This window comes from Variovorax atrisoli 110B, assembly GCF_000382045.1.
Lineage (GTDB): Bacteria > Pseudomonadota > Gammaproteobacteria > Burkholderiales > Burkholderiaceae_C > Variovorax > Variovorax atrisoli.
Window position 1 is genome coordinate 1,308,791 of the sequence record NZ_KB907450.1, and the last position, 20,854, is coordinate 1,329,644.

The window sequence follows — 20,854 nt, forward strand, 5'->3', positions numbered from 1 at the left end:
ATGCAACGCGAGGCCGGTCTCGGGCGACCGGCGCGGCCCTCGGGCCGTCAGGCGCGATTGTAATCCAGGCCCCAGGCCTGCAAAGCCCGGACGAGGTCTTGCGGCAACGGCGAGCGGAACTCCAGCGCAGCCTGCGTGACGGGATGCACGAAGGCCAGCCTGAAGGCATGCAGCGCCTGGCGCGACAACCCGGCGGCCGGCGCGCCGCCGTAGAGGGCGTCGCCCACCAGCGGATGGCCGATGGAGGCCATGTGCACGCGGATCTGGTGGGTGCGCCCGGTTTCGAGCGTGCAGCGCACGGCGCAGCCCTCGGCGTTGCTGTCGAGCCGCTCGATCAGCGTGCGGGCCGTCTTGCCCGCGTGGCGTTCCAGATCGACCACCGCCATGCGCAGCCGGTTGCGCGGGTCCCGCCCGATGGGTGCGTCGACATGCCGCGCCGCCGCGCCCTCCCACTGCCTGTGGCCGATGGCCAGGTACTGCCGCTTGACCTCGCGCGCGGCGATCAGCGCCACCATCGCATCCATCGCGGCGCGAGTGCGCGCCACCACCATCAGGCCGCTGGTATCGCGGTCGAGCCGGTGCACGATGCCGGCGCGCGGCAGCAGCACGGCCTTGGGGTCGAGCGCCAGCAGGCCGTTCAGCAGCGTGCCGCTCCAGTGCCCCGGCGCCGGATGCACCACGAGGCCGGCCGGCTTGTCGACAATGCGCAGATGCTCGTCCTCGTACACGGTGACGATGTCCATCGCCTCCGGCCGGAAGGCCTGGCTCTGGGGCGTCGGGCGCAGCTCGATGCGGCCGGACTGCCCCGCCTTGACGGGGGCCGAGGCCTTGGTGACCGTACGCCCCTGCAGTTCGACGACGCCCGCCTCGATCAGCTGCTGCAGGTAGCTGCGGGAGAACTCGGGCACCAGCGCGGCGAGCGCCCGATCGAGCCGCTGGCCGTGCTGGGCCGGGTCGATGACGAAGGGCCGCTGCTCGCTGGCCTCGACCGGGTCCGCGCCCTCTTCGTGCTCGGCCACCTCCGGGCTGTCGGGGATATTGCCCAGGGGGTCGGTCGATATAATTGAGGGCAACTGTTTCACGAAAGCCGTATGTGATGATTCGCGCCAAATTATCGGTCCCCGCCTGGATCGCGCTCAGCGCGGCGGCTCTGCTGGCAGCAGGCTGCTCGTCGACACCCTCCGCCGACAAGACCGCCACCTGGAGCCCCAACCGGATCTACTCGGAAGCCAAGGACGAGGCAGGCTCCGGCGCCTACGACAAGGCAATCCCGCTCTACGAGAAGCTCGAAGGCCGCGCGGCCGGCACGCCCCTCGCTCAGCAGGCACAGCTGGAAAAGGCGTACGCCCAGTACAAGTCGGGCGAAAAGGCTGCAGCCATCGCCACCGTCGACCGCTTCATGAAGCTGCACCCGGCGAGCCCGGCCCTCGACTACGCGCTCTACCTCAAGGGCGTGATCAACTTCAACGACGACCTCGGCATGTTCGCATTCCTGACGCGCCAGGACCTGTCGGAGCGCGACCAGAAGGCCGCGAAGGAATCGTTCGAGGCGTTCAAGGATCTGGTCACGCGCTTCCCCGATTCGCGCTATGCCCCCGACGCGCGCCAGCGCATGAACTACATCGTGAACTCGCTCGCTCAGTACGAAGTTCACGTGGCCCGCTACTACTACACGCGCGGCGCCTACCTGGCGGCCATCAACCGCGCGCAGGTCGCACTGGCCGACTACCGAGAAGTGCCGGCGCTCGAAGAGGCCCTGTACATCATGGTCAAGTCGTACGACGCCCTCGGCATGAAGGACCTGCGCGACGACGCCCAGCGCGTGCTGACCACCAACTACCCGCAGAGCACCTTCCTCGCCAACGGCTTCAAGGGCAAGGACGATCCCTGGTGGAAGGTCTGGTAAGCCAGAACCCTTCCTGAACCGGCAGGGCCGCAAGCGCCCTGCCGAAGCCTCCCGCTCAGTTCTTGAGCGCCTCCAGCGCGGCATCGAAATCGGCTTCGGTCTCGAGCCGCCGCATCGGAGGCAGGGCTGCCAGCAAGCGGCGCCCGTAACCCATCGCCACCAGACGCGTATCGCAGATCGCCAGCACGCCGCTGTCGGTCTCGCGCCTGATCAATCGGCCCGCGCCCTGCTTGAGCGCCACCGCGGCTTCGGGCAGCGAATAGTCGGCGAACGAACTCCGCCCCTGCGACTCCAGGCGCTGCGAGCGCGCCTCGACCAGCGGATCGTTGGGCGGCGGGAACGGCAGCTTGTCGATCACCACCAGTTGCAGCACGTCTCCCGGCGCATCGAACCCCTCCCAGAACGAGGCGGAGGCGACCAGCACGCAGCCGGCACGCCCTGCGCTCGAACCTTCGCGGAATCGATCCATCAGCACGCGCTTGGGCAGTTCGCCCTGCACGAGCACTTCGGGCCGCAGCTGCGCGTCGAGCAGTTCGAACCGCTGCCTCATTTCATCGCCGATGGTGCGCAGCGCGCGCAGCGTGGTCGTCAGTACCAGCGTGCGGCCGCCGAGCTCCGCCGCTCCGCGCGCCGCCAGCTGGGCGACCCGCTGGCTATGGGAGGGATCGTTGGGCTTGGGAAAGGCTCGCGGCACGTAGATCGCGGCCTGCGAGGCGTAGTCGAAGGGGCTCTGCACGCGCAGCACCTCGGCGTCCTGAAGGCCGCAGGGCTCGGTGAACCAGCGCAGCGTGGGCTCGTCGCCCAGAGTGGCCGAGGTGAAGACCCAGGCGCGGCCGCCCTCTTCCCGCACGTTGCCGGATCGCGCCGGCTGCTCGCCGTAGGCGTCGAGTCCATCCTCCTGCTCGTCGCCGTCGAACCTTTCCTCATCGGCGTCGTCCGCGATCTTGAGCACCCGCTTGCGCATCGCATCGGCGATGTCCAGCGGTGATTCGATGAGCCGCAGCTGCGTACCCACGTCCACCCAGCGCACCGAATCGACCTCGCATGCCAACGCGAACTTCGACGCACGTTTCGCCAGCTGGCGCGCCCGCTCGTGAAGCCGCACGAAATCGGGCGAGATCTCGCTGACCGTGTCCAGCCCTTCCGCGGACGCCTGGAATGCGTGCAGCAGTTCGTCGAGCGCGCCCTGCCAAGCGTCTGGGTCGATGCCGTCGGGCGACGCCCCCAGCCAGCGCAGCTTGGCGCCGGGCCATTGCTTGCCGACCACCAGCCGCAGCTCGCGCGCGGCGCGCTCGGTCATGGACACCAGCTTCTGCCAGTCGACGAGCCCGCGTGCATGCTGCAGGCCTGCAGCGAGCATGTCTCGGGCGAAGTCGAGCGCCTGCCCCGTTCCGAGCTGCGCGCCCAGGAACTGCACGCCTGTCTCGTTGAGCTGGTGGGCTTCGTCGAACACCACCACGCTCACCGTCGGCAGCAACTCGGCCATGCCAGTCTCGCGTACCGCGAGGTCGGCGAAGAAGAGATGGTGGTTGATGACGACGATGTCGGCCGCCAGCGCCTCGCGGCGCGCCAGGTTGACGTGGCAGGGTTTGAACTGCGGGCATTGGGCGCCCAGGCAGTTCTCGCGGGTTGACGTGATCAGCGGGATGAGCGGCGAGCGCTCGTCGAGCCCCGGCAGTTCGGCCAGGTCGCCTGTGCGGGTGGCCTTCGACCATTGCTCGATCTTGGCGAGCGTGCGCAGGCTGCCGCGCTCGGGCAGCGAGGCGTCGTGGCGTGCCATGTCGAGCCGGTGCAGGCACAGGTAGCTCGCGCGCCCCTTGAGCAGCGCCGTGCGCACCGGCAGGCCGAAGGCTTCGACGAGGCGCGGCAGGTCGCGGCCGAACAGCTGGTCCTGCAGGGTCTTGGTGGCGGTGGAGAGCAGCACGCGCTCGCCGCTCAGGAGTGCCGGTACGAGGTACGAGAAGGTCTTGCCCACGCCGGTACCGGCCTCGACCACCAGCATGCCGCCGTTGTCGATGGTGCGGGCCACGGCCATAGCCATCTCGGTCTGCCCCGAGCGTTCGCGGAACTGCTCCGCGGCGCGGGAAAGGCCGCCGTCCTGCGCGAAGGCGTCGCGCACCTTGTCTTCGAGCGAACCCGTCACGCCGGCTCTTTCGGATCGAGGATGTTTTCGAGACGGGCGATCTGGTCGCGCAGCGCGAGGCGGCGCTTCTTGAGGCGCCGAAGCAGCAGCTCGTCCTGGGCCGAGCCTTCGGCCAGCCTGTCGATGGTGGCGTCGAGGTCTGCATGCTCGATGCGCAGTTCGATCAGCTGGCGGGAGAGGGAGTGAAGATTGGAGTCCAACGGTGGGAAGCGCACGCGTGGTTTGCGTGCCGCATGTTCATTCGATAATACGTCCTGACACGAATCCCCGAGAAGACAGGAACCCGCGCCCCAGGCGCTCATTGCTTCATGACCCAAGGCTTTCGACTCGCAGCGGCCACCGGACTCCACAAGGGAGACCGACCGTACCAGCAGGACCAGGTGCTGCTGATGAGCCACCCGCGCGTGCAAGGCTGCATATTGGGCGTGGTGGCGGACGGCATGGGCGGCCGAAGCGGCGGGCGCAAGGCCTCCGACCAGGTCCTCATGACGGCGCGGCAGCTCTTCACGCGCTACCAGCCCGGCAAGGAAGACCCCGAAGCCCTGCTCAAGCGGATCCTCGAGGACTCGCACACGGTCATCAAGCTCACCGCCGTTTCCGCCGAGCAGGAGCCGCACAGCACGATCGCAGCCTTCCTCATGAATCCCAAGGGCGACTGCGCCTGGATCCATGCTGGCGACTCGCGCATCTACCACTTCCACGACGGGCAGCTCGTCAAGCGCACGCGCGACCACTCTTACGTGCAGGTGCTGATCGACCGCGGCCAGATCACCGAGGCCGAGGCCAACATCCATCCGCAGGGCAACATCCTGCTGGGCTGCCTGGGCATGACGACCACGCCGCCGCCCATCGATCCCTACTACATTCCGAAGATGGCCCCGGGCGACCTGCTGATGGCATGCAGCGACGGGCTCTGGCACTACTTCAGCCCCGAGGAGCTGGCCAGCGTGCTCTTCGCACAGCCGCCGCGCGATGCGGTGGAGATCCTGGTGGGCGAAGCCCGCCGCCGTGCACGGGGAACGGGCGACAACATTTCCATCGCCGTCCTGAAGCTCGACGCGCTTCCCGCAGCCGCCGCCTGAGCGCGGGGCCGCGAAAAGCCTCTTTTTTCTCTTTGTCAGGGCTTTGCCGGTTCGGCAGGCGGCGGTGGCAGGGGCGCCCCGCGCGGCCTGTCGCGTTCAGCGTTGCGCCGTTCGCGATCGGCCTTGTGCTCGGCGGCGCGCCGCTGCTTCTCCTGGAAGCGCCGCACGGATTCAGGGATTTCGGCGCTACGCTGGGCCGCCTTGGCCTGCTCGTCGGCATGCGCCTGCTGCTTGGCCTGGAACTGGCGCTCGCGCTCAGCGGCTTCAGCGGCGGTGGCGGCACGGCTGGCCGCGTGGTCGGCCGCGCGCTGCTCGCGGTCCTTCTGGTTCTGGATGGATTGCTGCTGCTTCTCGGGCGTGTCCGCCGGACGCTGCGTGCCCGCCTTCTCGTCGAGCTTCCTCAGCTCGGCCGCGCCGGCGCGCTGGCGCTGGATGTCGTTGATGGCGGTTTCCTGCCGCTTGATGTTGTCGGTTTCCTTGCGGCGGCGGCTGCGGCTTTCCTGCAGGCAGTCTTCCACCGCGAACTTCTTGTAGCAGGCGGCGCGCTCCTCGACGAAGCGCTTCTCTATCGCCTCGCGCTCGGCCGACAGGCGGCGCTTCTCCGCCTCGAGGTCGGCGTTGCCCGCCGCGGCATTGGACTGGGCCCACAGCGGCAGGCTGGCCAGCGCCATGAACACGGCAAGAACGATTTTTTTCATGTGAGTCGGGTGTCGACGACGCGGCGTTCCAGGGCGAGGAACTCGCTCGATTGCATTTCGGTGAGCCGGGAGACCGTGCGCGGAAATTCGTGCGACAGCGGACCCTCGGTGTACAACGCCTCGGGCGGAACCTCAGCCGACATGATGAGCTTGCACCGCCGGTCGTACAAGACGTCGACCAGCCAGGTGAAACGGCGCGCTTCGGAAGCCATGCGCACCGGCATGTGCGGCACGTCGGACAGCAGGATGGTGTGGAACTGGCTCGCGATCTCCAGGTAGTCGTTCTGCGAGCGCGGACCGCCGCACAGCGTCTTGAAGTCGAACCAGACCACGCCGCCCGCCTTGCGCCGCGCACGGATCTCGCGCTGCTCGATGTGCAGCACCGGGTTCTCGTCGGCCGTTTCGGCCAGCCTGTCGAACGCCTTGCGCATCTCCTTCTCTGCCGCGCCGTCGTTGGGCGTGAGGTACATGCGCAGCTGCTCTAGCGTGCGGCGCCGGTAGTCGGTGCCGTTGTCGACGCTCAGCACCTCTAGCTTCTCGTTGAGCAGCTCGATGGCGGGCAGGATGCGGTCGCGGTGCAGGCCGCCCGGATACAGGTCGTCAGGCTTGAAGTTCGAGGTGGTGACGAAGCCCACGCCGTTGTCGAACAGGGACACCAGCAGGCGATGAAGAATCATCGCGTCGGTGATGTCGGCCACGTGGAACTCGTCGAAGCAGATCAGCTTGTAGCGCTTGGAGATGCGCAGGCCCAGCTCGTCGAGCGGGTTGACCGTGCCCTGCAGCTCGCGCAGCTCGCGGTGCACCTCGCGCATGAACTCGTGGAAGTGCAGGCGCGTCTTGCGCCGCAGCGGCACGGCGTTGAAGAACAGGTCCATCAGGAAGCTCTTGCCCCGCCCGACGCCGCCGTACATGTAGACGCCGCGCGGGAGCTCCGGCCTGTTGATGAGCTTCTTCAGCGCATTCGAGCGCTGGGCCTTGTACTCGGCCCATTCGCTGGCGCAGCGATCCAGCGCCTCCACGGCGCGCAGCTGCGCGGGATCGCTCTTGAACCCGCGCGCAGCGAGTTCCGCCTCGTAGGCCTGTTTGACGCTGGTCAAAAGATCGGCAGGATCAGAAGTTCAGCGTGCGCTTGTCGACGGCGAGCGCCGCTTCCTTCGTGGCTTCCGACAGCGAGGGGTGCGCGTGGCAGATGCGCGCGATGTCCTCGGCGCTGGCCTTGAACTCCATCGCCACCACGGCTTCGGAGATCAGCTCGCTGGCCTGCGGGCCCACGATGTGCACGCCCAGGATCTCGTCGGTCGCGGCGTCGGCCAGGAACTTGACCATGCCGGTCGTGTCGCCCAGCGCGCGTGCGCGGCCGTTCGCGAGGAACGGGAAGGTGCCGGCCTTGTAGGCGCGGCCCGAGGCCTTGAGCTGCTGCTCGGTCTGGCCGACCCACGCGATCTCGGGGCTGGTGTAGATCACCCACGGGATCGTGTTGAAGTTGACGTGACCATGCTGGCCGGCAATGCGCTCGGCCACGGCAACGCCCTCTTCCTCGGCCTTGTGCGCCAGCATCGGGCCGCGCACCACGTCGCCGATGGCCCACACGTTGGGCAGGTTGGTCTTGCACTCGTCGTCCACCGCGATGGCGCCGCGCTCGTCGAGCTTCAGGCCCACGGCTTCGGCGTTCAGGCCGATGGTGTTGGGCACGCGGCCGATCGAGACGATCAGCTTGTCGACCTCCAGCGTCTGGGCTTCGCCCTTGGCGTCGGTCCAGGCAACGCTCACGCCCTTCTTCGACGACTTGATCTCGCCGACCTTCACGCCGAGTTCGATCTTGAGCTTCTGCTTGTCGAAGGCCTTCTTGGCTTCCTTCGCGATCTGCTCGTCCACCGCGCCGAGGAAGGTCGGCAGCGCTTCGAGCACGGTGACTTCAGCACCGAGGCGACGCCACACCGAGCCCATTTCCAGGCCGATGACGCCCGAGCCGATCAGGCCCAGCTTCTTCGGCACGGCGCCGATGCGCAGCGCGCCGTCGTTCGAGAGGATGTTCTCTTCGTCGAAGGGCGTGCCCGGCAGCGCGCGGGCGTTGGAACCCGTGGCCACGATGATGTGCTTGCCGACGATCGACTCTTCGGCGGCGCCAGCCACCTTGATCTCGTAGCCGCCTGCGTCCGACTTCACGAACGAGCCGCGACCGTGGAAGAACGAGATCTTGTTCTTCTTGAACAGGTACAGGATGCCGTCGTTGTTCTGCTTCACGACCTGGTCCTTGCGGGCCAGCATCTTGTCGATGTCGAGGCCCAGGCCCTCGACCTTGATGCCGTGGTCGGCGAAGTGGTGGCCGGCCTGCTCGAAGTGCTCCGACGACTGCAGGAGCGCCTTCGAGGGAATGCAGCCGACGTTGGTGCAGGTGCCGCCCGGTGCTGGGCCGCCCTTGCCGTTCTTCCACTCGTCGATGCAGGCCACGTTGAAGCCGAGCTGTGCGGCGCGGATGGCAGCGATGTAGCCGCCAGGGCCGCCGCCGATGACGATCACGTCAAATTGTTTGGACATAGGTTCTTTCGTAATTCGGTGTGCCGCTTTCAAACAGGGCCGCGCGAAGCGCCGGCCAGTTCGCAGGCACCCGCGGAACCGGCTCTGCCGGGCCGCCGGGTGCGCCCCCTCGAGGGGGGAGGCGGCTACACGAAGTGAGCAAGCAACGAGGGTGGATCAAATATCGAACAGCAGGCGCGACGGATCTTCCAGCGCCTCCTTCATGGCGACCAGGCCCAGCACGGCTTCGCGGCCGTCGATGATGCGGTGGTCGTAGCTCATCGCCAGGTAGTTCATCGGACGGATCACGATCTGGCCGTTCTCGACCACGGCGCGGTCCTTCGTGGCGTGCACGCCGAGGATGGCCGACTGGGGCGGGTTGATGATCGGGGTCGAGAGCATCGAGCCGAAGGTGCCGCCGTTCGAGATGGAGAACGTGCCGCCGGTCATCTCTTCGATGCCCAGCTTGCCGTCCTGGGCCTTCTTGCCGTATTCGGCGATCTTCTTCTCGATGTCGGCGAAGCTCATCTGGTCGGCATTGCGCAGGATCGGCACCACCAGGCCGCGCGGCGAACCGACGGCGATGCCGATGTCGAAGTAGCCGTGGTACAGGATGTCGTTGCCGTCCACCGAGGCGTTGAGCACCGGGTACTTCTTGAGGGCGTGCACGGCGGCCTTCACGAAGAAGGACATGAAGCCGAGCTTCACGCCGTGTTCCTTGGTGAAGCTGTCCTGGAAGCGCTTGCGCAGTTCCATGACGGGCGCCATGTTGACCTCGTTGAAGGTCGTCAGGATGGCGTTGGTCGACTGCGACTGGATCAGGCGCTCGGCGATGCGGGCGCGCAGGCGGCTCATCGGCACGCGCTGCTCGGGGCGCTCGCCCAGGTCGGGGGCGCTCGCGGGAGCGGCGACCTGCGGCAGCGCAGGCTTTGCGGCCGGCACGGCGATGGTGGCTGCAGGTGCGGCAGGCTTGGCGCCCGAAGCGACCGCGGCGAGCACGTCGCCCTTGGTCACGCGGCCGTCCTTGCCCGAGCCGGCGACATCGCCGGTCTTCAGGTTGTTGTCGGCCAGCAGCTTGGCGGCAGCGGGCATGGCCACGTCGGCCTTCGAGCCGCCGGTGGCGGCGGCTGCAGCTGCCGGAGCGGCTGCGGGCGCCGGGGCTGCCGCGGCGGCGGGGGCTGCAGCAGGTGCTGCGGCACTGGCCTTGCCTTCGGTGTCGATCTTGGCGATCAGCTGGTCGGCGACCACGGTGGCGCCATCGGGCTGGATGATTTCGGCCAGCACGCCGGCCGAGGGAGCGGGCACTTCGAGCACGACCTTGTCGGTCTCGATCTCGATCAGGATTTCATCGACGGCGACGGCTTCGCCGGCCTTCTTCTTCCAGGTGAGCATGGTGGCTTCGGCCACGGATTCGGAAAGCTGGGGGACTTTGACTTCAACGATAGACATTTGGAGTGGGCTCCGATTTGTTCTTCAGGGTGTTCGTGTGAAAGAGGACAGGTTTACTTGGTCAGCACGAAGCCCTTGAGCTTGGCGAATGCGCCGTCGACGAGCGCCTTCTGCTGTTCCTGGTGCAGGTGCGAGTAGCCCACCGCCGGCGAGGCCGATGCGGCACGGCCGGAGTAGCCGAGCTTCTGGCCTTCCTGCATGTTTTCGTGGATGTAGTGCTGCACGAAGAACCAGGCGCCCTGGTTCTGCGGCTCGTCCTGGCACCAGACCACGTCGACGAGATTCGGGTACTTCTTGATCTCGGCGGCGAATGCCTTGTGCGGGAACGGATAGAGCTGCTCGACGCGGATGATCGCCACGTCGTCGGCTTCCTTCTCCTCGCGCTTCTTGGCCAAGTCGTAGTAGACCTTGCCCGAGCAGGCGATCAGGCGCTTGACCTTCTCGGCCTTCAGGTCGCGGCTGTCGGGGATCACGGTCTGGAAACCGCCCTTGACGAACTCGGACAGTGGCGAGGTCGCGTCCTTGTTACGCAGCAGCGACTTCGGCGTCATGATGATCAGCGGCTTGCGCAGGCTGCGCACCATCTGGCGGCGCAGCACGTGGAAGATCTGGCTGGCCGTGGTGGGCTGCACGATCTGCATGTTGGCGTCGGCGGCGAGCTGCATGAAGCGCTCCAGGCGGGCCGAGCTGTGCTCGGGGCCCTGGCCTTCGTAGCCGTGCGGCAGCATCATGGTGATGCCGTTGACGCGGCCCCACTTCACTTCACCCGAGGCGATGAACTGGTCGATCACGACCTGCGCGCCGTTGACGAAGTCGCCGAACTGCGCTTCCCAGATCACCAGGGTGTTCGGGTCGTTCGAGGCATAGCCGTATTCGAAGGCCAGCACCGCTTCTTCCGAGAGGATCGAGTCGATGACGACGAACGGAGCCTGGTTGTCGGCCACGTTCTGCAGCGGCACGTACGTGCCTTCGTCGAACTTCTCGCGGTTCTGGTCGTGCAGCACCGCGTGGCGGTGCGTGAAGGTGCCGCGGCCGGAGTCTTCACCCGACAGGCGCACCGGATAGCCGCTGGCCACCAGCGAGGCGAAGGCCATGTGCTCGCCCATGCCCCAGTCGACGTTGACGTCGCCGCGGCCCATGGCGGCGCGGTCGTCCAGCACCTTCTTCACCAGCGGGTGCACGGTGAAGCCTTGCGGCACGGTGGTGATCTTCTCGGCCAGGCGCTTCCACTCGGTCGTGGGGATGGCGGTGTCGCCGGCGTCGGTCCACTTCTTGTTGAGGAAGGGGCTCCAGTCGACCGCGTACTTGCTCTTGAAGTTGGTCAGAACCGGGTCGATGGTGTGCTTGCCGGCATCCATGGCGGCGCGGTAGGCCTTGACCATGTCGTCGCCGAGCGTGTCGCCCAGGCCCTGCGCGGCCAGCTTGTCGGCGTACAGGCGGCGGGTGCCGGGGTGCTGGGCGATCTTCTTGTACATCAGCGGCTGGGTGAGCGAGGGGGTGTCCTGCTCGTTGTGGCCCAGCTTGCGGTAGCAGACGATGTCGACCACCACGTCCTTGTTGAACTCCTGGCGGAACTCGAGCGCGAGCTGCATGCACAGCACCACGGCTTCGGGATCGTCGCCGTTCACGTGCAGCACGGGTGCCTCGATCATCTTCACGATGTCCGAGCAGTACAGCGTCGAGCGGCTGTCGCGCGGGTCGCTGGTGGTGAAGCCGATCTGGTTGTTGATGACGATGTGGACCGTGCCGCCGGTGTAGTAGCCGCGGGTCTCGGCCAGTGCCAGCGTTTCCATGACCACGCCCTGGCCGGCGAAGGCGGCGTCGCCGTGCACGAGCACCGGCAGCACCGAGTCGCCTTCCTTGTCGCCGCGGCGGTCCATGCGCGCGCGCACCGAGCCTTCGACGACCGGGTTCACGATCTCGAGGTGGGAGGGGTTGAAGGCCAGCGACAGGTGCACCGGGCCGCCAGGGGTGCTGACGTCGGAGCTGAAGCCCTGGTGATACTTCACGTCGCCGCTGGGCAGCTCTTCGGGGGCGGTGTGGTCGAACTCGGCGAACAGGTCGGCGGGCATCTTGCCCAGCGAGTTCACCAGCACGTTCAGGCGGCCGCGGTGGGCCATGCCGATCACGATTTCCTGCACGCCCTTCTCGCCGGCGCGGTTGATGAGCTCGTCCATCGCGACGATGAAGCTCTCGCCGCCTTCGAGCGAGAAGCGCTTCTGGCCGACGTACTTGGTGTGGAGGAAGCGCTCGAGGCCTTCGGCCGCGGTCAGGCGGTCGAGAACGCGCTTCTTCTGCTCGGTATTCAGCTTGGGATTGGTGCGGGCGCTCTCGAGCTTCTGCTGCCACCAGCGCTTGTGGTTCTGGTCGGTGGTGTACATGTACTCGGCGCCGATGGTGCCGCAGTACGTTTCGCGCAGAGCATTGAGCAGCTCTCGCAGGGACATCGTTTCCTTGCCGAAGAAGGTGTTGCTGGTGTTGAACACCGTCTCGAGGTCGGCGTCGGCGAAGCCGTAGAACGAGGGCTCGAGTTCGGGGATGGAGGGGCGCTCGGCGCGCTTGAGCGGATCGAGGTCGGCCCAGCGGGCGCCGACGTTGCGGTAGGCGGCGATGAGCTGCTGGACTGCCGTGCGCTTGCGGCCGAGTTCGGAATCGGCGCCGCTGGCCTGCACGACCTTGGTCGTGCCCTGCTTCGCGAGTTCTGCGAAGGCATTGATGACCGGCTGGTGGGGGACGTCGCGGGTGTTGGAGCCGTCGGCGGCAGGCACGTTCTGCAGCGCGTCGAAGTACGAACGCCAGTTGTCGGGCACGCTGCCGGGGTTGGCGAGGTAGTTTTCGTACATTTCCTCGACATACGGCGCGTTGCCGCCGAAGAGGTACGTGTTGCCTTGATAGGCGGTGTACGCCGTGGGCGTGGAAGAATCGCTCATGATCCGCTGACCTTCGCTTCCCTGAGGGAAGCACTAGTTGGTTTAAGAAACCTTCCGCGACACGGCTGAACCGATTGGCGGATGCGACTGTGGCTGGGGAAGGGCCTGAGTACCTTGGCATTGTGCCACGTCAACCATATGACGGTCCAACCCGGCTTCGCAAGCCCTCCTGTTGCTCATTCCCCGCTCATTCGGACGAAGTGAGTAACTGTTTGATCTGCTGCAGGGTGGCCGGGTCGTCGATGGTGGTCAGGTCGCCGGGATCGCGGTGCTCGCAGACGGCCTGGATGGCGCGGCGCAGCAGCTTGCCGCTGCGGGTCTTCGGCAGGCCCGAGACGAAGCGCACCCGCGCCGGCCGGGCCAGGGCGCCGAGCTGGTCGGCCACCACCTTCATGATCTCGCCCTCGAGCTTCAGGGCCGCATCGGCATCGGCCACGGCCTTGCCGTCCTTGGGCACGACGAAGGCCATCGCGACCTGCCCCTTCAGCGCATCGGCCACGCCGACGACCGCCACCTCGGCCACGTTGGAATGGCCCGAGATGCTCTCCTCGATCTCGCGCGTGCCGAGCCGGTGGCCTGCCACGTTGATCACGTCGTCGGTGCGCCCGAGGATGTAGAAATAGCCGTCCTCGTCGCGGATGCCCCAGTCGAAGGTCGAATAGACCATCTTGCCGGGCACGCTGTTCCAGTAGGTGTTGACGAAGCGCGCATCGTCCTTCCACACGGTCTGCATGAAGCCCGGCGGAGTCGGCCCCTCGACCACGACCACGCCCTTCTCGTTGGCGCCGGTCAGTTCCTCGCCGGTGGACTCGTGCAGTATCTTGATGCGGTAGCCGTACATCGGCACGCCGGGGCTTCCGAACTTGCTGGGCTTGGGCTCGACGCCGTTGGCGATGGTGATCATCGGCCAGCCCGATTCGGTCTGCCAGTAATTGTCGATGATCGGCACGCCAAGACCCTCGCTGATCCAGCGGGCGGTCGGCTCATCGAGCGGCTCGCCGGCCAGGAACAGCGCGCGCAGGGTCGAGAGATCGTATTTCTTCAGCAGCGCCGGGTCCTGCTTCTTCAACACGCGCACGGCGGTGGGCGCGCTGAACATCACCGTCACCTTGTATTTCTCGACCAGCCGCCACCAGATGCCGCCGTCGGGCTGCCGGTCGATGCCCTGCGTGGGCAGGCCCTCGTACATGATCGTCGCCATGCCCGCGATCAGCGGGCCGTAGACGATGTAGCTGTGCCCCACCACCCAGCCGATGTCGCTGGTGGAGAAGTAGGTCTCGCCCGGCCGGCCGTCGAAGATGTGCTTCATGCTCGCAGCCAGCGCGACCGCGTAGCCGCCCACGTCGCGCTGCACGCCCTTGGGCTTGCCCGTGGTGCCGCTCGTGTAGATGGTGTAGCTGATGTCGGTGGAAGCCAGCCAGGTGCATGGCACCTCGGCGTCGAGGTGCTTGCGGCGCAGCTCGGCGGCCAGATGGTCGCGCCCGGCAGTCAGCTCCATCGGTGCGAGGCCGCGGTCGGTCAGCAGCACGGCCGAGGGCTTGTGCTTCGACAGCCGGATCGCCTCGTCGAGCAGCGGCTTGTATGCGATGACCTTGCTGCCGCGCGAGCCCGCGTCGGCGCTCACGATCACCTTGGGCTCGGCGTCCTCGATGCGCGTGGCGAGCGACCCGCTGGCGAAGCCGCCGAACACCACGCAATGGATGGCGCCGATGCGCGCGCAGGCCAGCATCGCGAAGGCGGCCTCCGGGATCATCGGCATGTAGATGAGCACGCGATCGCCCTTGCCCACCCCCAGCTCGAGGAGGCTGGCGGCGGTGCGCTGCACCTCGGCGTGCAGCTCGGCGAAGCTGTAGCTCTTCTCCACACCCGTTTCGGTGGACACGAAGATCAGCGCCGGCTGGTCGCCCCGCTGCGCGAGGTGCCGATCGACTGCGTTGTGGCAGAGATTGGTGGTGCCGCCCACGAACCAGCGCGCGAAAGGCGGCTGGCTGGCGTCGAGGATCTGTTGCGCGGGCGTCTGCCAGTCGATCAGCTTCGCCTGCTCGGCCCAGAAGGCCTCGGGCGCGTCGACGGACTGACGATAGAACTCTTCATAGCGGCTCATCTCGGTTTGTCTCCTGTCATTCGTTCCGTCCTGGCCGGCGCCAAAACTGAATTCATAATTATGGAGGCCGATCTTGCAGTAAGCTGACAGCCGGGGCAACCCGGCTTCACTCCACCCCCAGGCTCAGCGGATCAGCGAGAGCACTTCGGGAAACGCCGGATGCTCGGCCGTGCGCAGCCATTCGAAGCCGACCATCTCGGTCGTCACCAGCTCGGCCCCGGCGCCAGCCAGGCGGTCGAAGGCGGCATCACGGTTGCGCTCGGTGCGCGAACTGCAGGCGTCTGTCACGACCCAGACCTCGAACTCGTCTTCCAACAGGTCGAGCGCCGTCTGCAGCAGGCAGACATGGGCTTCGCAGCCGGCGATGACGATGCTGTTGCGCTCCTCGGCGGCTTGCTGCGGCTTCTGCAGATGCTTGGGCAGGCTGCGCGCATTGCCCTGCGGCGCCTTGGCCGGCACGCGCAGCCACTCGCCGAGGCCCTCCTCCACGCCACTGAAGTGCATCTTCGACAGGGTGCGCTGGCACTGCGCGCGGATGTCGGGCAGGTTCTGGCCCAGCTTGGAGGGGTTGTGCTCGGTGCCGAACACCGGCACCTGGAACAGCTTGGCCATCTTGCCGAGCCGCACGGCGTTCTGCGCAACCGCTTCTCCCTCGAAGATCGCCGGCATCAGGCGCTCCTGGTAGTCGACCAGGATGAGTTGGGATTGCGAGGCGTCGAGCAGCATGAAAAGGTTCTTTCTTCAGGAATCGGTTGAATCGGGCTGAACCGTACCACCGAAAAGACCTGGCTGACGCGAGCCGCCGGCCACGCGCGCGACGAGCTGCGCCACGTAGGACTTGAACAGCACATCGGCCGACTGCCTGAACATGCGGATGCGCCCCGTATGCTGCATCAGCAGCAGGCCGACGCCGTGCGCGAAGAGCGCGGTGTTCTCGCGCAGGGCCGCGTCGGCGTCGAGCCCCAGTTCCTGCAGCGCTTCTTCGCAGGGTCGCAGGGCCTGGTAGAGATGGTCGTTCAGCTCGTGGTCGAGCTCGCTGGTCAGGCCGCGCGGGCGCATGCCCTGCACCAGATAGAAACCGAGGTCGAGCTCGCGCGGATTCGCTGCGTAGAAGTCGAACCAGGCCTGGGCCCTCGCAGCGAGCGCCTGTCCGGGGCCGTCCTGCGACGCAGAGGCCTCGGCCACCGCGGACTGCAGCCGCTGGATGGACTCGTTCAGCAAAGCGGCGTAGATCGCTTCCTTGCTCTCGAAGTACGAATAGATCGCACCCGGGGTGTAGCCCGCCCTCCTGGCGATTTCGCGAACGCTCGCGCCCTCGATGCCCGCCTCGAGGAAGACCGCCCGTGCAGCGTCGAGCACGAGCGCGCGGCGGGCGTCGGTGAGCGCCTGTCGGCGTTGGAGCTTGGCATGCATGGGCGGGACTATAGCCCTCCGATTGATCGTCGATCCAGTTTTCTGATCGTTGATCGAAAAGTTGAACAGTGTTTAAATCCCGGCAGAACAGCCAGGAGACAGACACGATGAACGCCCCGCTTTCCAGCGCCTCCCTCATGTCCGGCGCCGACTACCGCGAATCGCTGCGCCGCTACAAGCCCACGGTGTTCATCGACGGCCGCCGCGTCGACAGCGTGGCCGACGAAGCCGCCTTCCAGCCCGGCATCAATGCCATCGCCCTCACCTACGACTACGCGCTGAGGAAGGAGTACGAGCCGCTCATGACCGCCGTGCAGCACACCAGCGGCAAGCGGGTCAACAGGCTCTCCCACATCAACACCAGCGCCGGCGACCTGCTCAACAAGCTCGAGGCGGTGCGGCTGGTCTGCCAGGAAACGGGCTGCGCCCAGCGCTACCTGACGCACGACGCGCTCAACGCCATCGCCCAGGTGTCGGCCCGCATCGACGACGCCCGTGGCAGCACCGAGCACACCGCCCGCTTCCACGAGTACCTGCACCGCGTGCAGGACCAGGACCTGACGCTCGGCGTCGCCATGACCGACGCCAAGGGCGACCGCAGCCGCCGCCCGCACGAGCAGGCGAACGTCGACAGCTACCTGCACGTGGTCGAACGCAGCGCGCGCGGCATCGTCATCTCGGGCACCAAGGCGATCGTGACCGGCGCGCCCTATGTGCACGAGCTGCTCGTCATGCCCTGCCGCAACATGGGAAGGGAAGATGCCGACTTCGCCGTCTGCTGCGCCGTGCCGCTCGATGCGCCCGGCCTGACCATCGTCGCGCGCCCGGCGGGCAGGCCCGGCGAGAAGCTGGAGCATGGGGAGGCCCTCTTCAGCCGCAAGTACGGCCAGAGCACCGGCGTGTGCATCTTCGACAAAGTCTTCGTGCCCTGGGAGCGCGTGTTCTACGCGGGCGAGTGGGAGCACTCCGGCCACCTGACCTACAGCTACGCCACGCACCACCGCCACAGCTGCATCGGCGCGCGCGCCGGCTTCGGCGACCTGCTGATCGGCGCGGGCGCGCTGATGTGCGAGGCCAATGGCTTCGACCCGGGCAAGGAGAGCCACCTGCGCGAGCAGATGGTCGAGCTCATCACCATCACCGAGAGCTTCTTCGCCTGCGGCGTGGCGGCCAGCGTCTACGGCAAGGCCGACGAGCATTGCGAGGTGTTCATGCCCGATCCGGTGTTCAGCAACATCGGCAAGCTGCTGCTGGCCACGAAGATCTACGACATGCACCGCATCGCGCACTACGTGAGCGGCGGCCTGATCGTCACCCTGCCCGGCCCCGACGAAGACCACAACCCCGAGACTGCCGCCCGCCTGTCCGACGTGCTGCGGGCCAACCCGGCCATTCCCTACGAACAGCGCATCGAGACAGCCCGATTCATCGAGGACCTGACGGCCGGCTACCAGGGCGGCTGGTACAGCGTGATCAGCCTGCACGGCGGCGGCTCGCCCGCGGCGATGAAGCAGGAGATCTGGCGCAACTACCCGGTGGGCTCCAAGGTCGAGCTGGTGGAGCGCATCCTGGAACGCGGCATCGCGGCCGATGGCTCGCCCGCCGCCGCGCCGCACGACCCGGCCCGCGCCATCACGCGCAACCGCCAGCCCGGCAGGTGCTGCGACACCGGCTGCACCACGCCCGGCCAGGCCGTGATGGTCGAGCTGCCCGTCTCGCGACGCGCCTAGACTCCGGCGGATGAAGCTCTCATCGAAAAGGCTCTGCCTCGCGGCACTGGGGTTGGGCACCGCGCTCCTCCTCGTCACCGCCTGCGGCGGCGTGCGCAAGACCACGGTGCCGATGACGACCTCGCTCGAAAAGAGCAACTGCGCGCGCGGCAACGTCGACACGCTGCTGGTGATGCTCCCCGGCGCCTACTCGACGATCGACGAATTCGAGCGCGAGGGCTTCGTGCGCGCGGTCGGCGAGAACCGCATCGCGGCGGACGTGATGCTGGTGGACTCCCATCTCGGCTACTTCAACGACAAGACCATCCTCGATCGCCTCGGCGCGGACGTGGTGGCACCGGCGCGCAGCCAGGGCTACCGCCACATCTGGTTCGTCGGCATTTCCCTGGGTGGCTTCGGCAGCATGCTCTACGCGCAGACGCATCCCGGCGACCTCGCAGGCCTGGTGGCCCTCGCCCCCTACCTCGGCGAACGCACGCTCGCCACGGACATCGCCAATGCCGGCGGCCTCGCCAAATGGAAAGGGCCGCTGGTCGATCCGGCCGCGGCAAATCCACGAACGCCCGACGAGACGCAGCTGTGGCAATGGCTGCGCGGCTACGAGGGCTTCACGAACACAGCGGGCGCCCGGCCCCCGCTCTACCTGGGCTACGGCCTCGACGACCGCTTCGCCTTCAGCCACCGTCTGCTGGCCGGCGTGCTGCCGCCCGAGCGCGTCTTCACGACCGAGGGCGGCCACGACTGGCCCGAGTGGAACCGGCTCTGGCGCCGGATGCTTCCGACATTGCCGCTGCCGGGCTGCCCCGGCTGAACGTCAATCGCGCTGAATTCGGCTCAGTTCGGCCGCAGGCGCAGCAGCTTGCCGTCGGCCTCGTCGGTCAGCACATAGAGCAATCCGTCCGGGCCCTGCTTCACGTCGCGGATTCGGGCCCGGCCTTCCGCCAGCAGCTTGTGCTCGGCCGCCACCTTGCCGCCCTTGATTTCGATGCGGTCCAGGTAGCCGAACTTGAGCGAGCCCACGAACAGGTTGCCCTTCCAGGCGGCGCCGTAGCGGTCGCTGGTCAGGAAGGCCATGCCCGATGGCGCGATCGACGGCACCCAGTAGTGCAGTGGCTGCTCCATGCCCTCCTTGGCCGTGATGCCGTCGCCGATCTTTCCGCCACCGTAGTTCTCGCCGTAGGTGATCACGGGCCAGCCATAGTTGCGGCCGGCCTGCGGGATGTTGATCTCGTCCCCGCCCTGCGGGCCGTGCTCCGTCATCCAGAGGCGGCCGTCGGGCGCGAGCGTGGCGCCCTGTCCGTTGCGGTGGCCATAGCTCCAGATCTCGGGCAGCGCACCCGCCTTCCCGACGAAGGGGTTGTCCTCGGGCACCGAGCCGTCCTTGCCGATGCGCACGATCTTGCCCAGGTGGTTGTCGAGCTTCTGGGCGTCTTCCTTGCGGCTGAAACGGTCGCCGAGCGTGAGGAACAGCGTGCCGTCGCGCGCCTCGACGATGCGGCAGCCGAAGTGGGCGCGGCTGGCCACCTTGGGCTGCTGGCTGAAGATGATCTTCAGCTCCTCGAGCTTCGTGCCGTCGGCCGACAGGTTGGCGCGCGCCAGCGCGGTGCTGTTGGCCGAGCCGCCCGCATCGGGTTCGGAGAAGCAGAAATACAGCGTGCGGTTCTTTTCGAAGCCGGAGTCGGCCAGCACGTCGAGCAGGCCGCCCTGCCCGCCCGCCGCGATGGAAGGCAGGCCTGCGATGGGTGCGCCGATCCTGCCGTCGGCACCGACCAGCCGCATGCGGCCGGGCCGCTCGGTCACCACGAAACGGCCGCCTGGAAGGAAGGTGACGCCCCACGGGTTTTCGAGCCCGGTCGCCACGGTTTCGGGCCGGGTCTGCGCGGCAGCGAGACCGCAGAACCCAATTACCGTGACAAATGCCCAGCGGCGAAGGGATGTCGAAAGAGGAAGGCGCGGCAAGTTCATGGCTTTTCCGTGAAGTTGAAGCGATCTTGACGAGAAATAGCGACCGAATCCAGCACGAGCGTCGATCCACCCGAGGTCCGAAGGCCTTTCGGCCGTCAACCATTTATGGACCATAAACGTTCGCCGTTACATTTTTTCTTTGACCGGATCGAAATTTTTCATGTAAATCAATGACTTACAGAGGGATCCGCTAATTCTGTTTAAATTGACATAACCGCGCGTCATCAATATCCTACGCGCCATGCGTTTTTTCGTCCTACCCGCATCCCTCCTCTTTGCCGTTGCAGTCCATGCAGCCCCCCAACAGGAAAAAACCGATGACGAGCTGGCACGAATGCTTGCCGACAAAGGCCTGATCGGACAGCTCAAGCAGGTTCGCCAAACCGTCACCGAACGCACTTCCGACCTGGTCGTCACCGCCATCGGATTCCTGGGCGTCCCCTACCGTCGTGGCGGCAACACCGCCGAATCCGGCTTCGACTGCAGCGGCTTCGTCCGCGCCATGTACAACGAGACGGTCGGCCACATGCTCCCCCGCCGCGCCGAAGAGCAGGCCGCAGCCACCGAGAAGATCGACCGCAGCCAGCTCAAGCCCGGCGACCTCGTGTTCTTCAACACCATGCGCCGCGCCTTCAGCCATGTCGGCATCTACGTCGGCGAAGGCAAGTTCATCCACTCCCCCCGCTCCGGCGCCCAGGTTCGCGTCGAGGACATGAACGGCAGCTACTGGCAGCGCCGCTTCGACGGTGCCCGCCGCGTGCTCGGCGGCTCGGCGGAAGAAGTGAAGGCAGCTGCAGTCGCCAACACCGGCAACTGAGCCCGCTCAAAATCCAACCACCTGGTCTCCAGGACGAAAAAAATCCCGCCTCGGCGGGATTTTTCATGGGCGCCTGAAAAACGGCGCCCTCGGATCGCTC

The 20,854-nt window shown here is 66.9% G+C and carries 17 protein-coding genes; 5 read left to right on the top strand and 12 right to left on the bottom strand.

Annotation, left to right across the window (positions count from 1 at the left end; all coding sequences use genetic code 11):
* Positions 1–47 precede the first annotated feature (47 nt).
* Positions 48–1,073: an RluA family pseudouridine synthase gene (locus tag G369_RS0106245; RefSeq protein ID WP_405054239.1), complete on the bottom strand. Its 1,026-nt coding sequence runs from the start codon at positions 1,071–1,073 to the stop codon at positions 48–50.
* Positions 1,074–1,096: 23 nt separating this feature from the next.
* Here G369_RS0106245 and G369_RS0106250 point away from each other — a divergent pair, with 23 nt between their 5' ends.
* Complete coding sequence (locus G369_RS0106250; RefSeq protein WP_019653126.1) at positions 1,097–1,906, top strand: outer membrane protein assembly factor BamD; 810 nt, start codon at positions 1,097–1,099, stop codon at positions 1,904–1,906.
* Positions 1,907–1,961: 55 nt separating this feature from the next.
* Here G369_RS0106250 and G369_RS0106255 read toward each other — a convergent pair whose 3' ends face one another.
* Together G369_RS0106255 and G369_RS0106260 are read right to left on the bottom strand one after the other, a co-directional pair.
* The gene (locus G369_RS0106255) at positions 1,962–4,049 is read right to left on the bottom strand and encodes an ATP-dependent DNA helicase (protein WP_019653127.1); all 2,088 of its coding nucleotides are present in this window, start codon (positions 4,047–4,049) and stop codon (positions 1,962–1,964) included.
* A complete protein-coding gene (locus G369_RS0106260; protein WP_019653128.1) occupies positions 4,046–4,249 on the bottom strand; it encodes a YdcH family protein in 204 nt (67 codons plus the stop codon). The genes G369_RS0106255 and G369_RS0106260 overlap by 4 nt, the downstream gene beginning before the upstream one ends.
* Positions 4,250–4,357: 108 nt before the next feature.
* Here G369_RS0106260 and G369_RS0106265 point away from each other — a divergent pair, with 108 nt between their 5' ends.
* Positions 4,358–5,131, top strand: a complete 774-nt coding sequence (locus G369_RS0106265) for a PP2C family protein-serine/threonine phosphatase (protein ID WP_019653129.1) — start codon at positions 4,358–4,360, stop codon at positions 5,129–5,131.
* A gap of 35 nt (positions 5,132–5,166) precedes the next feature.
* Here G369_RS0106265 and G369_RS0106270 read toward each other — a convergent pair whose 3' ends face one another.
* The 8 genes from G369_RS0106270 to G369_RS0106305 all read right to left on the bottom strand — a co-directional run bounded on the left by G369_RS0106270 (position 5,167) and on the right by G369_RS0106305 (position 16,242).
* The gene (locus G369_RS0106270; RefSeq protein WP_019653130.1) at positions 5,167–5,829 is read right to left on the bottom strand and encodes a hypothetical protein; all 663 of its coding nucleotides are present in this window, start codon (positions 5,827–5,829) and stop codon (positions 5,167–5,169) included.
* A complete protein-coding gene (zapE, locus tag G369_RS0106275) occupies positions 5,826–6,926 on the bottom strand; it encodes a cell division protein ZapE (protein WP_019653131.1) in 1,101 nt (366 codons plus the stop codon). The genes G369_RS0106270 and zapE overlap by 4 nt, the downstream gene beginning before the upstream one ends.
* 13 nt (positions 6,927–6,939) lie before the next feature.
* Complete coding sequence (lpdA, locus tag G369_RS0106280; RefSeq protein ID WP_019653132.1) at positions 6,940–8,367, bottom strand: dihydrolipoyl dehydrogenase; 1,428 nt, start codon at positions 8,365–8,367, stop codon at positions 6,940–6,942.
* Between the two features lie 156 nt (positions 8,368–8,523).
* The gene (gene odhB / locus G369_RS0106285; protein ID WP_019653133.1) at positions 8,524–9,795 is read right to left on the bottom strand and encodes a 2-oxoglutarate dehydrogenase complex dihydrolipoyllysine-residue succinyltransferase; all 1,272 of its coding nucleotides are present in this window, start codon (positions 9,793–9,795) and stop codon (positions 8,524–8,526) included.
* A gap of 53 nt (positions 9,796–9,848) precedes the next feature.
* On the bottom strand, positions 9,849–12,725 hold the full coding sequence (locus tag G369_RS0106290) for a 2-oxoglutarate dehydrogenase E1 component (RefSeq protein WP_019653134.1): 2,877 nt from the start codon (positions 12,723–12,725) through the stop codon (positions 9,849–9,851).
* Positions 12,726–12,912: 187 nt separating this feature from the next.
* Positions 12,913–14,928, bottom strand: a complete 2,016-nt coding sequence (locus G369_RS0106295; protein WP_279615598.1) for a propionate--CoA ligase — start codon at positions 14,926–14,928, stop codon at positions 12,913–12,915.
* A 24-nt stretch (positions 14,929–14,952) separates the two neighbouring features.
* Entirely contained in the window at positions 14,953–15,555 is a 603-nt protein-coding gene (locus G369_RS0106300; protein WP_019653136.1) for an isochorismatase family protein, read from the bottom strand.
* 15 nt (positions 15,556–15,570) lie between these two features.
* Positions 15,571–16,242 (bottom strand): TetR/AcrR family transcriptional regulator, encoded by a 672-nt coding sequence (locus tag G369_RS0106305; RefSeq protein WP_019653137.1) that lies wholly within the window; start codon positions 16,240–16,242, stop codon positions 15,571–15,573.
* A 107-nt stretch (positions 16,243–16,349) separates the two neighbouring features.
* On the opposite strand from G369_RS0106305, the gene G369_RS0106310 reads away from it, so the two are divergent.
* The gene (locus G369_RS0106310) at positions 16,350–17,972 is read left to right on the top strand and encodes a 4-hydroxyphenylacetate 3-hydroxylase family protein (RefSeq protein WP_019653138.1); all 1,623 of its coding nucleotides are present in this window, start codon (positions 16,350–16,352) and stop codon (positions 17,970–17,972) included.
* Positions 17,973–17,982: 10 nt separating this feature from the next.
* A complete protein-coding gene (locus G369_RS0106315) occupies positions 17,983–18,783 on the top strand; it encodes an alpha/beta fold hydrolase (RefSeq protein ID WP_026346231.1) in 801 nt (266 codons plus the stop codon).
* A gap of 23 nt (positions 18,784–18,806) precedes the next feature.
* Here G369_RS0106315 and G369_RS0106320 read toward each other — a convergent pair whose 3' ends face one another.
* A complete protein-coding gene (locus G369_RS0106320) occupies positions 18,807–19,937 on the bottom strand; it encodes a PQQ-dependent sugar dehydrogenase (protein ID WP_019653140.1) in 1,131 nt (376 codons plus the stop codon).
* A gap of 241 nt (positions 19,938–20,178) precedes the next feature.
* Between G369_RS0106320 and G369_RS0106325 the strand changes: the two genes are divergently transcribed.
* Positions 20,179–20,754: a C40 family peptidase gene (locus G369_RS0106325; RefSeq protein WP_019653141.1), complete on the top strand. Its 576-nt coding sequence runs from the start codon at positions 20,179–20,181 to the stop codon at positions 20,752–20,754.
* The last annotated feature ends 100 nt before the right edge of the window (positions 20,755–20,854 follow it).